The following is a 13458-nucleotide window of genomic DNA, read 5'->3' on the forward strand; positions in this document are numbered from 1 at the left end:
TTGCTGTCGATTTCGCAATGCGGGATGACTGTAGTGCGCTCGGCGGCGCACTTGTGCGGATTGACGCAGCAAGAGCCTCGCTGCCCCACAAAACTCGTTGACGGGCCGGGATTCGGACACAGTCACCATCTGGGCAACAACCATGAAAATCTTTAAACACATAGCGTCGGCGGCACTCTCCGCTGCGATGTCCGTCGGCGTGTCCTTCTCCGCCTCGGCCTGCCCTTTCATCGATCCAGGAGAAAGGCGTCTTCACGGTCGCGACTGAAACGGCCGACGCGCCGTTCGATTTCGTCCAGGACGGTAAGATCGTCGGTTACACTCCGGACGTGATCCCCATAAGTGCCGCTGATATCCCCATAAGAACTTCAATTTTGCGAAAGTTCCGATGTTGGGTGATGAATTGGTTGCCGCCGGAGCAGGCGAGCAGACAGGGGCGAAAGCCTCTTCTGGACATGAGCGTTCCGATTAAATCTCAGTATCCAAGCCAAGGTATCTCGATACCTTGCACGAAGGAGTGCAGCCATGCGTGTAACTAATATCCGGGCGTACCGGATCCCGACCGGCGGTGTGCGCCCGGTGCTTGTCGAAGTCGTAACGGATGAGGGAGTTTCCGGTTGGGGCGAAGCTGCCGTGGCATACGGCCTCGGTGCTCGCGGTGCAGCCGGCATGGTCGCCGACTATGCCGCGCGCGTTATCGGTGCGGACCCGAACTATCCCCGCCATGTCTATCACGCGATCTACGACAACTCTTTCTGGACCAAGGGCGGCGGCGCGATCGCCTTCGCTGCGGTAAGCGCGATCGACCAGGCGCTTTGGGATATCAAGGGCAAGGCTGCAGGCGTCCCAGTCTATGACTTCTTCGGAGGCCGCTTCCAGGACACCGCACCGGTCTATGCGAACGGCTGGAACTACCATTGCAATGACGCCACCGAGTGGGCCAAGGCCGCCGAGCGCCCGCTCAAGGATGGCTACAAGATGCTCAAGAGCTATCCTCTTGCAACGCAACAGCCGGGCCGTACGCTGACCCACGTCCAGCGCCGCTCGCTTTCCGCCGACGAGTTCAAGCGCGCTATCGATCGTATTCGCCTTCTCAAGGATGTCGTCGGTGATCAGGCCGAACTGCTCATCGATCTTTCAGGTGGCGTCAATAACGACCAACTGGTTCGAATCCTCGACGTCTGCGAAGAGCTCAAGGTCTCCTGGGTCGAGGAGCCCCTTGACGCATTCAACCTCGCGGGCCTCAAAAACTTGGCCGCTCGATACAAGTTCCCGATCGCCGCCGGCGAACGCGTCTATACCCGCAACGGTTTCAAGAACCTCCTGGATTCCGGCGCTATCGACGTTGTCATGCCGGACGTTGGCAATTGCGGGGGCGTGTTCGAACTGGTCCAGATCGCAGCGATGGCAGAGGCATACAACGCACGAATGTCTCCTCATAACTGCGCGTCGTCTCTCTGTACGGCCGCTACGCTTCAGGTCTGGGCCGCTTGCGCCAATGCAATGGACCTCGAAATCTATCCTTACCTGCCGGAGTCCCAGGGCTACGTTCAGGTTCTGAAGAATGCTCCCGAAGACCGCATCAAAAACGGCTTACTGGAAGTCGGATCCGATCCGGGCCTCGGCGCGGACGTCGATACCGAACGCCTCAAGCCATATTGCTGCTACGACTACCTCGAAGAAGCCGCTTAATGAAAAACATCCTCGGTCTCGGGGCGACCAGCGTCGTCCCGAGGTCCAGGATGACCGAGCGCCGCCTGACTTACCGAGACAACTTCGGTCCGATTCCTGACCTTCAATTTCTTGAAGACCGTCTTTAGATGCCACTTCACGGTTTCGAGGCCAATTTTGAGATCCGATGCGATTTCCTTGTTGGTCATACCGTGCTGCACACGACTAACCACCTCGCGTTCCCGCAGTGTCAAGGATGATGTCCCGAACGGTTCATTGTATCCATGTTGGCGCTCGACCTGAACCGTTGCCAGAGCAGCTGCCAGCCTGTGGAGATAATCCGTCGAAACTCGCTTGCTGTTATGGTTCTGCAAGAAGGCGATTACTGATTGCGTCAGTGTGATTGCCCCTGCACCGCAGTCAATGAACGGGCGGATGACATCTCCAATCTCGCTTTGCGCAAGAAGGCTGGTCATCAATTCCATTGCCACGCCACGTCTGCCTATCGCTAGTAACGAAACGGCGTACTCGATCCCCGCTTCCAACTCGGCTGGCTTGTCCCAAGCGAAGCTATGCATCTGAAGCTGGAAAATTTCAGCTGCCTGATGAGGCTTGTTCTCAGCGATGAGGAGCCGAGCCTCGCACATTCTTAGCAGTCGCCAGCCGTAAGATGTCGGCGACCTGTCCGTCGGTGGCCGGGCCTGAACCATACCTCGGAAACCCGTCATGAGAGTACGGGCTTGTGCTAGTCGAGATTGGAGTAAATTGAGCCTTATCTGTTCAGCGATGCAAACGGTTCTAAGGCGCAGCCAGTCTCGCTTTCGACCTACCGCGTCCCCGCGTTCAAGAAGTTGAGATGCCGATTTCCAGTCGCCGCGCGAGACCATGATGCGTACCAAAGTCAGATAGCAGGCGATCAGACCTTCAACAAAGCATGTTTGCTCAATGAGATCGAGGTGACCTGAAAGCAGCGACTCCGCTTCGAATAGATCGTTGCGCTGGTAGCGCACGAAGGCCAGCAGGCTGGCTGCCAGTACAGCAGGCGCGGTATCGCTCCCAGTGACCCTCTGCGCCAGGTCAAGCGCCTGCCGGAGCCGTGGTTCTGCCTCGTCGAGCCTATTCTCGGCCACGTCGCACAGAGCCAGCAGGCAGGTTCTGCAAACGACTGAGAAGGACAGCGCCGGTTGGTCAGCTTCGCTGGGCAATGGCTGCAGAGAATCGCGGGCGAGAGCGATGTTGCCGCCCATCAAGTGCCCATGAATCGTGGCATTGCCCACCACAAGAACAGACCAAGCCTGTGAAACGGAATTACGAAATTCATCAGCGAGAGCCAGTAACGTGGTGCCGTCATCCGACATATAAGCGATGAAGATCAACAGGCTTTTCCGATAGTCGGATAGCTCGTCGATAGCGGGATCGGACGGTGACGCCGCAAGCAGATTTTCGATCATGCCTGCGATCGACCTCGCGTCGTCCAGTCTCAAGCTGAGAGCATAAGCCGTGCCCGCGGCTGCCAGCAACGCGCCATCTCCCATCAGTTGGCCCACAGAAATCTGCCCCAGCCAGCCGAGCACCATGGAAAGATTGCCTTTCGCGACTTCTTCGAGCGCGCATCGTCGAGCCCATTCCAGCGCCTGAAGTGTATTTCCGGCTGAGAAGGCATGCTGTACGGCGAGTTGCCAGTTACCGTTTTGCGCGAACCACGCGCTGGCGTGGGCATTCCGCAGCTTTCCGTCTTCGTTTAGCCTTTCGTCCAAATAGGTCCGCAAGTACTGGCGAAACTGTGGATGAAGCACGAACCGCGTGCCGCCTTCATCGATGCAATTCGCGAATAGTTCACCAGACCGCAGCCGGCGAAAGAGATCTTCGATGCCTGCAGCGCCGGCCACGGTCCTACACACAGGTAAGCTCAGTTCATCGAGCATGGATGTGCGGGCCAATAGAGCTAGCTGTTGCGGTGTAAGGTCAGTTTCCACGCATTCCGCAAAAAACTCTGCAAACTCTGCGGGCAATTGTGCAAGGGCTGCCAAGGCGTCCTTAGTTCGTTTGTAGCGACCAAGCATCGTCGCGGTCATTCTCAACCCGGCCGGCCAACCGCGCGTGATGGCGGTAATGAATTCATGGTCAACGAGATCTATCGCAGCCGGATGTTTAGTATGCAGAAATCGCACCAATTCTTCCGGATCGTAGCGCAGTTGCTCATGGGAAAGTTCGAGCAGTTGGTTTGCGACACGTAGATTGGCAATCGGTATCCGGGGACGCCTTCGGCCGGAAATGACGGTGCGCAGGTGATCCGGCCCATTATCGATGAGGTGGGAAATCACTTCATCCACCCCTTCACCGCTGTCGAGACTGTAATTGTCGAACATGAGCCAAACCCGTTCCGGCAGGAGCGACATTCTCTCGATCAACGCATCGAGGCTCGCGCGCCAAGAACGCGGGTCGGCAAGCTCTTCACCGAGGATTGCCTGTTGCAACAAGCGAGAGAGCGACGATGGATCATTGTCGCGCTGGTCAAGCTCCATCCAGGCGACACGTTCTCCCTGAGTTAGCAGGACTTCACGCCATTGCCGTAATGTGACGGTTTTTCCGTAGCCAGCGGGCGCAGTGACGATTGTGACGCGCGTGCTGGATGCCGTCGTCAGGAACTGCTTTAGCCGCGGGCGCGCCATCTCTTTGAAGTTGATCGCGCGCGGTGCCAGTTTCGTGTGAGGAACCGCCGTCATCATTACCTCCCACTTCGCTTGTAGGCGTCTCTAGCGCCTGATCTAGATCCCCCCGCGCACCGTGGTCCGTTGTTTCAGGGCGCGTCTACCTCACGTCACCTATTACCTCATCTCACCCCCCCATTCGAGGGGGGGATAGCCCTTTCTAACGGTGATAGCGTTTTGAGCACGGCAAGAGGGATGGTTTGCTGGTGGGGTGGAGCACGTGTTGCTGCAGTTGATACTGGATTTTTTTTGGGCATTCTCGGCGCTGGCGCTCATCTCCCTAAGCCTCGGGCTGATTATGGGGGAGCTCAAAATTGTCAACATCGCCCAAGGGGACATGGTAATGGTCGGCGCGTATTGCATGTACGCGATGCGCGACATGCCGTTCTTGGCGGCGCTCGGGTCGACCGTCGTCATTGGCCTCTGCCTGGGCTTTATCCTTGAACGCTTTGTGCTGCGTTGGGTCTATCACCAAGGCTTCATCGCAACGTTGCTTGCGACGTGGGGGATCGGGCTGGTCCTGCAGCAACTTGTTTCAGTCGCCTTCTCCATATCCCAGAAGGGCGTCGACATGCCGGTCACGACGTCGGTCGAGGTTCTAGGTGTCACCTATCCGCTCTATCGTTTGCTTGCCGGCGCGGGGATGCTGACGATAGTCGGTCTTGTCATTCTTCTGGTCTATAAGACAAATATCGGACTGCGGATTCGCGCCTCCATCGACAATGTGGAAATGGCGTCGGTTTTCGGGATAGCGCCGCAACATGTTTTCACGCTCGTCTTCGCGATCGCGTCGGCCATGGCGCTGCTTGCGGGTGCTCTGGTTGCTCCAACGCTTTCGATCACCCCCACAATGGGATTGAGCTTCATCGCTCCGGCATTCTTTAGCGTCTTGATCGCACGGGAGGGGTCCATCCTCGGCCCAATCATCGGAGCCTCCATTGTTCAATTGCTGCTCATCATTCTGAGATGGCAATTCCAGGTGACGATCGCAGACGGAATCCTTTTTGCGCTGCTTGTGATCATCGTGACCGTCTGGCCGCGCGGAATAGCATGGAAATTCAAAAAAAGGGGAACATCACATGGAACTCAGCAAACTTGATATGATGGGCTCGAGAACTCTCTCTCGGCGTGGACTGTTGAAGGGAGCTTTCGGCGCCGCTGTGACGGCGGGCATTGGAGGAGCATGGACGGGACCGTCCCTCGCCAGCGGGTTCACGGCAGACCGCTCTTTCAAGATTGGCTTTATCGCCCCGCTCACTGGTCCGATTTCTCCCGAAGGTGAGGCGATGCGGCGTGGACTGGAACTCGGGCTGGCCAAGATCAATGCTTTGGGCGGTTTGGGCGGGAAGCCGGTCGAGATGGTCACCCAAGATAACCAGTCCCAGCCGTCCATGGCCAGCATGCTCGCCAAGAAGTTCATTCAGCAAGAAAAGGTAGATCTGATTGTTGGCACGGTAACCTACGATGAGACTACCGCGGTCCGAGGGATCGCCTCGATTTATGGCACACCCTTCGTTCAGTTAGAGGCGGGTAACTATGCAGCTGCCGGCAACAAGGCAGACAGCTGCGGCGGAAGCATGATTCCGCTTGGCGAAACCGTGCCGCAGATGGTCGATCCAATCATCCCGTTTATGACTAGTCGCTTCGGTAAGAAGTGGGCCTTCGTGGGCAGCGACTATCAGTTCCCGCGGGACTATACGGATTATGCCAAGGTGAAGCTCGTCGCAGCCGGTGGCATGGTCGTGGCAGAAGAATTTGCTCCATTGGGTACCGCAGACTGGTCGAGCGTCGTATCGAAGCTCAAGGCGGCCGCGCCCGACGTCGTGCTCTCCAGCGTTGTCGGCGGCGATGCGATCGCCTTCATCAAGGCTGCAGATAGCCTAGGCCTTCTAGCCAAGACAAAGATTACTGGAATTTCACTGCAGCCCGAATTTTATCCGGCACTGGGCAGTGCCGTTGATGGCCAGTTCACGGTGGCGAGATATACACCCGAAATCAACAACGAACGTAATGCCGAGTTCATCCGGGAGTATAAGAAGGCCCACGGCGATGGGCCAATACCGTCGGTCGCGTCAGCAGCGTTCGACTGCTGGAACTTTATCAGAGCGGCAGTTCAACGCGCCGGATCATTTGATGCAGATAAGGTTCTTAGCGCATTTGACGACCTCGAGGTGCAGTCGATCCTCAGCGAGGATGCGCTCAAGGCTGCCCCAGCATCTCGGGCGGTCGACTACCCCATGTATGTCTGCGAAATCCTCCCGGGGGGAACTTGGAAGATCGCTGAGAGTGCGGGCGTGCTGCCTTCAGGGCTGACCTGCTGATCGGCAAAGGAATTCAGTGAATTGTGCGAGCCGGTTCGGACGCACATCAGTGCGATATCCCACCCAGTCAATTGCCGGTCGTTCGAGTGTAATCGGGTAGATGAATTGGTCACCATGATGCCTAAACTAATGTCCAACGGGGGCTATGCTGCCGTGCTTGGGGCTTCGATGCTTGCCTTGGTCCCTTTTCTAATGGGCCCATTTCAGGTCGAGCTCGTGGCCTTGGCGTTGTTGTACGGTCTTTTTGCTTTCGGACTTGACATCGCATGGGGGCGAGCAGGCATCGTATCCATCGGTCAAGCGATCTTCTTCGGTTGCGGCGCCTATGGTGTCGGGTTGGCAGCCAAGTTTGGCATCTGGACTGGTTGGGGCTTTGTCGGCGCGATTTCGGTGTCCTGCGTCATTGCAGCCGCCGTGGGAGGAGCCGGGTTGCGGCGCGCTTCCAGCCCCTCGACAATGGCCGTGCTGACGCTGGCATTGGCTTTGCTCGCCGAGAAGGCAGCCATAACCTGGGTTGGCGTGACAGGTGGTAGCAACGGTCTGTTCGTCGCCCCACCCAGTGACACAAATATGTATTATTGGAGTACGCTTGGGGTCATCGCGTCGGTGGTTCTCCTCACCAAGTCATGCATCCTCGACCGCAGGCTTGGCAACCGCCTTACCGCGATCAGGCTTAACGAGCAGCGCGCCGAACATCTGGGTATCGAGATTCATTCGACTCGCGTTATCGCCTTCGTGACCGGCGCCGCCATTGCGGCGCTTGCAGGAGCGATGGCAGCCCCTCTCATCACCACCATCACTCCCGACAGAGTCGGCATCCTGTTGTCGACGCAGGCACTCGTTTGGGTGGCACTGGGCGGCAGGGGAACCTTGGTTGGACCCTTCGCTGGCGCTCTTCTTGCGGTCTACGGCCAGGACGCCCTGGCGGGTTCCGTTGGGGACTATTATCTCCTCATCCTCGGCGTCCTTTTCGTGCTCAGCGTCCTGTTCATGCCACGCGGGATCGTCGGCTTGTTTGAAAAAGGCGAGCATGTCGCTCCGGTCAAGCCACAAGACATGGGCAAGCCCGGGTTAGCTAAGGACACGGGTACAGCCGGTATTAGCCTTGAGACGCGCGATCTTGTTGTCTCTCTGGGTGGATCGACCATCATCAACAAACTCGACCTTTCTATCCGGGCTTCCGAGATCGTTTGCGTTATCGGTCCGAACGGCGCAGGCAAGAGTACCATGCTCAATGCTGTCTCCGGGCTCCTGCCATCGAGCGGCGGTTCGATCCTGTTGAAGGACAGGAACGTGACTGAAACGTCGTCGAGCACCAGAGTTCGACTCGGGCTGTCACGCACATTTCAGGTGCCAAGCTTGTTTCCGGAACTCACCGTAGGTGACCACATGATCCTTGCGCGGCAAGAGGGAGGCGCGAGCGAGGTGCAGCCGGAGCGTTACCGGAGACTGGAGAAAACCCGTTGGGACGTGCCGGTGGGAAAGCTGTCCCTTGGCGAACGCCGTATGCTCGAAATCGCCATGGCTTTGGCAAGACGACCAGATGTGCTTCTGCTTGATGAGCCGGCGGCCGGGCTCGCTCGCAATGAATCCGAACTGGTCGTCGACGACCTGAAAGAGCTACGACAAAAAACCGGCTGCGCGATTGTTTGCGTCGAACACGACATGGAACTGGTGCGGAAGCTTGCAGACAGGGTCATCTGTCTGCACCAGGGCCGGATATTGAAAGAGGGCACAATGGACCAGGTTGCCGCAGATCCTGAAGTTCGGCGCTCCTATCTCGGACAGAGGTGACAATGTTGCTCGATATCAAGGGTCTCTCAGGAGGCTATAAGGACATAGAGATTGTCAGTGAGGTGTCGTTCACGTTGCGCGAAGGCGAAACTCTTGCGCTGCTCGGGCGCAACGGAACAGGCAAAACGACACTCCTCAGGACGATTATGGGTCTCGCCGACCGAAGCCGCGGAACTATCTCAATTGACGGCGTTCCTTTGCCACCACGGTCGCCCGCAAGCTTGGCCAGGGCCGGAGTCACGTTCATCCCAGACACCCGCGGCGTCTTTCCACGCTTGACTGTCGGCGAGAACCTTCGCTTGGCCAGGATGAACGCATATCGGCCCTGCATGCTAGACGTCTTCTCCTACTTTCCTGACCTGGTGCGGCGGTCCGATCAGCTCGCTGGGACACTTTCTGGCGGCCTCCAGCAGCAGGTTGCGATTTCCCGCGCATTGATGACGGGTGCCCGGCTGATCATTATCGACGAACTCACGCAGGGACTGCAGCCATCAATTGTCGAGCTGCTTGTCGAGGTGCTTGTCTCGGTCTCGGCCCAGCAGGGCATAGCCCTTCTTCTCGTCGATCAAAATCCGAAACTGGCCATGAGCATCTGCAGGCGGGTCATGGTTTTGGATCATGGTCGTCTGGCGATCTCGGGCAACTCCTCAGAGCTTTTGGCAGATAACCGGCTGACGGACCTCCTCGTCGTCTGAATCTTGAAAAGAAATGGAGCTTAACGTGAATCCCATCGGTGCCGGAACAAGATCGGGTGTATTCCAAACAGCGACCGAGATGCTGAGCCAAATGCGCAGCGGAGCGATAAGCGCGGTCGAATTGCTCGACCAGCATCTCGATCAGGTGCGTGCCGTGAACCCCGAGATCAATGCCATCGTGGCCATCGACGAGGAAAGAGCTAGGCTCGAGGCGAGATTGGCAGACGAGGCGCGCGGACGTGGCGAGGACAAGGGCATCCTTCAAGGACTGCCTATGACAATAAAGGACGTATTCAGCGTCGCTGGTATGCCCGTAACCGGAGGTCTGCCGCATCTGTCTGGCTACATGCCAGAGAGTGACTCGGAGGTCGTCACCGCTCTTCGCAACGCTGGCGCTGTCATATTCGGTAAGTCGAACGTGCCGGAAGGCGCGGGTGATCATCAGTCCTACAATCCGATCTATGGCACCACCAACAATCCTTGGAATCTTTCCAGAACGCCCGGTGGATCGTCAGGCGGGGCCGCAGCCGCGCTTGCTGCGGGCATGACGCCTCTTGAGATCGGCAGCGACGTCGGCGGCTCGATACGATGCCCAGCGCATTTCTGCGGCGTCTACGGTCACAAATCCAGTTACGGCGTGGTGCCCGTGCAAGGCCACGTGCCGCCTGGCCCAAATACTCTGCGCAAAGCCGAAATGCTGGTCGCAGGACCGATGGCACGCGATCCCTACGATCTGGACCTTCTGTTCGACGTCATCTCGCGACCGGCGGAACGTTCGCGAACTGCCAGCCATTGGCCCCTTCCGGAACCCCGACACCAGCGGCTCGAAGATTTCCGTGTCGGGGTTTGGCTCGACGAAAGAACCTATCCGGTTGATACCGCATATGCGGACGCGATTGAGGGATTGATAAAGGATCTTGAACGGCTGGGTGTGAACGTCCGGGCCGCGCGGCCCGATGTTGATACCGACGCGTCCGCGAACACCTACTTCAACATGCTGTTTGGCGAGTTCTGCGCAAGTGCGCCACAGAAAATGTATGTTGACAGCAAGACCGCGCGCGAGGCGGTCGGCGGCAACAACGGTCGCTATGGCGAATGGATTGCCGCCGCAACGGTGCAGGATCTAAGGGCTTGGCAAGGTCATCTTGAGCATCGAGAGCAATTGAGAACGATCTGGGGTGCCTTTTTCCGCGACTGCGATGTTCTGATCTGCCCTGTCATGTCGACCGTTGCCTTTCCGCATGACCATCACGGAGCAGACCATGTTGCACAGCTCGCGCGTACAATCGATATCAGCGGCGAAAAGCGACCCTATCTTGACAATCTCAAGTGGCCGGGCTTGATCACCGTGGCAAGCCTTCCATCCACCGTCATTCCTACACGACGCTTTATCGGCGGCTTGCCTGCTGGCGTCCAAGTTGTCGGCGATTTCCTTGACGATCGCACGACTCTGCGCTTTGCTCAGTTGTTGCACGACCGGGTTGGGGGCTACGAGATGCCGGCGAGATGATCTATGTCACCGGTCCTGAGTGTTATCGCATTGGCCTCGCGGGATAGGTACATAATTCGGAGCCGTGATTGATCCAATCTTACCTCCTCCGTCTGGCCGTAGATCATGACGGCCCCCGCTCAGCTATTTGAAATCGAAGCGTGGGCGTTGACTGGAGGAGAATGCCGACGCGTCATGGCAAGTCCGGCTCGGGTGCATGCACGCTACGGCATCAGCCTCTTCGAGTAGGCCAACCATGCGCGCTCCATCGCTTCGGCGCGGATGCTCATTGGTCGGCATATAGTCGAGGTACTGATCTGGCGATACAAATCTAACGATGCCTACCTGAGTGTGCATCGCCTTCGTCACCTCGATTTACCGTCCGTGCCAATTGCCGCGTAGGGTTCGAGCAGGTCTTTTTGGGAAAGTTCGAAACGTCGACGTCCTCACTTGTGAGATCGCTGTGAGCAAGTGATGGCCCATCAGATCGATCGACCGGGATGCACGCAGCATCCCGGTCGTCAACCTTCAAAATGGATAGTGCTGATGTGGGTCTTCGATGGTGATCCAGCGAAGATCGGTGAATTCAGCAATCGCCGCCTTGCCACCGAAGCGGCCATAGCCGGAACCTTTGACCCCGCCGAAGGGCATCTGAGCTTCATCATGCACCGTCGGGCCGTTGATGTGGCAGATGCCGCTTTCGATGCGCGCAGCCACCGCCATCGCCCGCTGAACGTCGCGGCTGTAGACAGAGGCGGAGAGGCCATATTCGGTGTCGTTGGCGATGCGGACCGCCTCGTCCTCATCGCGCACACGGATGACGGGCTTGACCGGGCCAAAGCTCTCTTCGTCGTAAGCACGCATGCCCGGCTTCACATTGTCCAGCACCGTGGCCTCAACCACACTGCCGGTTCGCTTGCCGCCAGCAGCCACTTTGGCACCCTTGCCCGTCGCGTCTGAAATGAAGGCATCCATCTTCTCGGCAGCGACCGGGCTGACCAGCGAACCAAGCACGACATGGCCACGCGGATCGCCCGCCGGGAGTTTGGTGGCACGGGCGGCGAGCTTGGAAACGAATTCGTCGGCAACCTTTTCATGCACGATCAGCCGCTCGGTCGACATGCAGATCTGGCCCATATTGGCGAAGGCGCCGAAGATCGCGCCATTGACGGCGGCATCGATATCCGCGTCGTCGAGCACGATCATCGGCGCCTTGCCGCCAAGCTCGAGAAGGGCGGGCTTGAGGTTCCTGCCGCAGAGTTCGCCGATGATGCGGCCGACCTTCGTCGAGCCCGTGAAGTTGACGCGCTTGACCTCCGGCGCCAAGATCAGGGCTTCGACGACAGCAGCGGCATCTTCCGGTGCGTTGGTAATGACATTGACCACGCCGGCGGGGAAGCCGGCTTCGAGGAACGCCTTGCCGATGGTGACGTGCACGCCTGGGCAGGATTCCGAGGCTTTGAGAATTACGGTATTGCCGCAGGCAAGCGCCACGGCGAGTGCGCGCACGCCGAGAATGATCGGCGCATTCCAGGGTGCAATGCCGAGGCAAACGCCGGCCGGCTGGCGGATCGCCATCGAGAGCGTGCCGGGCTTGTCGGACGGGATAATCTCGCCCTGGATCTGAGTCGTCATAGCAGCGGCTTCACGAAGTATGCTGGCGGCCAGCATGGTGTTGAAGCCGGCCCATGCACCGGTGCCGCCTGTTTCTGCTGTCAGCAACTCCGTGAAATCGCCGACCTTTGCGGCAAGCGCATCGGCCGCCCTGTTGAGCAGCGCACGGCGCTCGCCCGGGCCTGACTTCGACCACGCCGGGAAAGCGGCCTGCGCAGCCGCGACCGCGGCCTTGACGTCGTCCAGGCCCGATGCGGGCGAGCGGGTCGCCACATTGCCGGTGAAGGGATCGATACGGTCGAACGTCCTGCCCGAAATGGCCCCGACCAATTTGCCGCCGATGATCTGTTGAATATCCATTGGTGATTCCTCTTTCACTTAAATCCAAGTACGTCGGCATTGATCGACGCTTCGAGACCGCCATCCGCGGCGAGATTGGCACCATTGATCCAGCGCGCCGCATCGGAGGCGGCGAAGAGGATCACGGGAGCGATATCGGAGGCGGTGCCCGCGCGGCCGGTGCGGCTGATGTCTGAGTCCACCTTCTCGTCGCCCAGGACATCACGGAACTGTTTAAGGATCGGCGTCTCAACCGGGCCGGGGCTCACCGCATTGACGCGGATGCAATGCTCCCTGAACAGCGGTTGATGCGCGGCAATCTGCGTCCAGAGGATCAGCAGTTCCTTGGAGAGAGGATAGCCGATCTCGTCGCGCACCTCATTATCGGCCATGACCTTTGCGATGTCAGGAAAGCCCTGGACGCCCACCATCCGTTTCGCCCGGTCGAGATTCCCGCGCCAGCCGTAGCCGGCGATGGAGGCGACATTGACTACAGCGCCGCCCTCGCGAATATTTGGCGCCAGCGTCTCGCTGAAATGCCTGAGGCCGTAGAAATTGATTGCGAGCGTGATGGCCGCGCCGCCCGTGCCAGAGACGCCGGCGACATTCAGCAAGGCATCGAAGCGCTGCGGCAACTGCCGGACGATTTCGGCGATGCCGTCCGGGTTGGAGATGTCGCCCTTGAGGAAGGCGCCGTGGGTCGTGGGCGGATCGCTGATGTCGATACCGATCACATCGGCACCCTGGGCGATGGCGAGTTCGGCGGTTCGGGCGCCTATGCCCGATGATACGCCGGTGACGACGAGGGTTTTTCCAAGCAACAT

The 13458-nt window shown here is 58.6% G+C and carries 9 protein-coding genes; 6 read left to right on the top strand and 3 right to left on the bottom strand.

The window, feature by feature from the left end:
• The first annotated feature begins 525 nt into the window (after positions 1-525).
• Entirely contained in the window at positions 526-1692 is a 1167-nt protein-coding gene (locus ACVTFQ_RS32045) for a mandelate racemase/muconate lactonizing enzyme family protein (protein WP_142859748.1), read from the top strand.
• Here ACVTFQ_RS32045 and ACVTFQ_RS32050 read toward each other — a convergent pair.
• Positions 1689-4400, bottom strand: a complete 2712-nt coding sequence (locus tag ACVTFQ_RS32050) for a LuxR C-terminal-related transcriptional regulator (protein WP_142859747.1) — start codon at positions 4398-4400, stop codon at positions 1689-1691. The genes ACVTFQ_RS32045 and ACVTFQ_RS32050 overlap by 4 nt on opposite strands.
• Before the next feature lie 205 nt (positions 4401-4605).
• On the opposite strand from ACVTFQ_RS32050, the gene ACVTFQ_RS32055 reads away from it, so the two are divergent.
• The 5 genes from ACVTFQ_RS32055 to ACVTFQ_RS32075 all read left to right on the top strand — a co-directional run bounded on the left by ACVTFQ_RS32055 (position 4606) and on the right by ACVTFQ_RS32075 (position 10702).
• Positions 4606-5481, top strand: a complete 876-nt coding sequence (locus tag ACVTFQ_RS32055; RefSeq protein ID WP_161991863.1) for a branched-chain amino acid ABC transporter permease — start codon at positions 4606-4608, stop codon at positions 5479-5481.
• The gene (locus tag ACVTFQ_RS32060) at positions 5462-6703 is read left to right on the top strand and encodes an ABC transporter substrate-binding protein (protein WP_142859743.1); all 1242 of its coding nucleotides are present in this window, start codon (positions 5462-5464) and stop codon (positions 6701-6703) included. Before ACVTFQ_RS32055 ends, ACVTFQ_RS32060 begins: the two co-directional genes overlap by 20 nt.
• A 168-nt stretch (positions 6704-6871) precedes the next feature.
• Complete coding sequence (locus ACVTFQ_RS32065; protein WP_161991862.1) at positions 6872-8497, top strand: branched-chain amino acid ABC transporter ATP-binding protein/permease; 1626 nt, start codon at positions 6872-6874, stop codon at positions 8495-8497.
• Between the two features lie 2 nt (positions 8498-8499).
• The gene (locus tag ACVTFQ_RS32070; RefSeq protein WP_142859740.1) at positions 8500-9192 is read left to right on the top strand and encodes an ABC transporter ATP-binding protein; all 693 of its coding nucleotides are present in this window, start codon (positions 8500-8502) and stop codon (positions 9190-9192) included.
• A 25-nt stretch (positions 9193-9217) separates the two neighbouring features.
• Positions 9218-10702 carry an amidase gene (locus ACVTFQ_RS32075; protein WP_236774513.1) on the top strand — a complete coding sequence of 495 codons (1485 nt, stop codon included), beginning with the start codon at positions 9218-9220 and terminating at the stop codon, positions 10700-10702.
• Between the two features lie 507 nt (positions 10703-11209).
• Here the strand turns inward: ACVTFQ_RS32075 and ACVTFQ_RS32080 are convergent.
• Entirely contained in the window at positions 11210-12655 is a 1446-nt protein-coding gene (locus tag ACVTFQ_RS32080; protein WP_142859736.1) for an aldehyde dehydrogenase, read from the bottom strand.
• Between the two features lie 14 nt (positions 12656-12669).
• Positions 12670-13458, bottom strand: a complete 789-nt coding sequence (locus ACVTFQ_RS32085; RefSeq protein WP_269703747.1) for a coniferyl-alcohol dehydrogenase — start codon at positions 13456-13458, stop codon at positions 12670-12672.

Source organism: Rhizobium sp. O111 (assembly GCF_055616315.1).

Bases quoted from the DNA above. Each gene is read 5' to 3' on its own strand.
- ACVTFQ_RS32045 (WP_142859748.1), top strand. From the start codon at position 526: ATGCGTGTAACTAATATCCGGGCGTACCGGATCCCGACCGGCGGTGTG.
- ACVTFQ_RS32050 (WP_142859747.1), bottom strand. From the start codon at position 4,400: ATGATGACGGCGGTTCCTCACACGAAACTGGCACCGCGCGCGATCAAC.
- ACVTFQ_RS32060 (WP_142859743.1), top strand. From the start codon at position 5,462: ATGGAACTCAGCAAACTTGATATGATGGGCTCGAGAACTCTCTCTCGG.
- ACVTFQ_RS32065 (WP_161991862.1), top strand. From the start codon at position 6,872: ATGCTTGCCTTGGTCCCTTTTCTAATGGGCCCATTTCAGGTCGAGCTC.
- ACVTFQ_RS32070 (WP_142859740.1), top strand. From the start codon at position 8,500: ATGTTGCTCGATATCAAGGGTCTCTCAGGAGGCTATAAGGACATAGAG.
- ACVTFQ_RS32080 (WP_142859736.1), bottom strand. From the start codon at position 12,655: ATGGATATTCAACAGATCATCGGCGGCAAATTGGTCGGGGCCATTTCG.
- ACVTFQ_RS32085 (WP_269703747.1), bottom strand. From the start codon at position 13,458: ATGTTGCTTGGAAAAACCCTCGTCGTCACCGGCGTATCATCGGGCATA.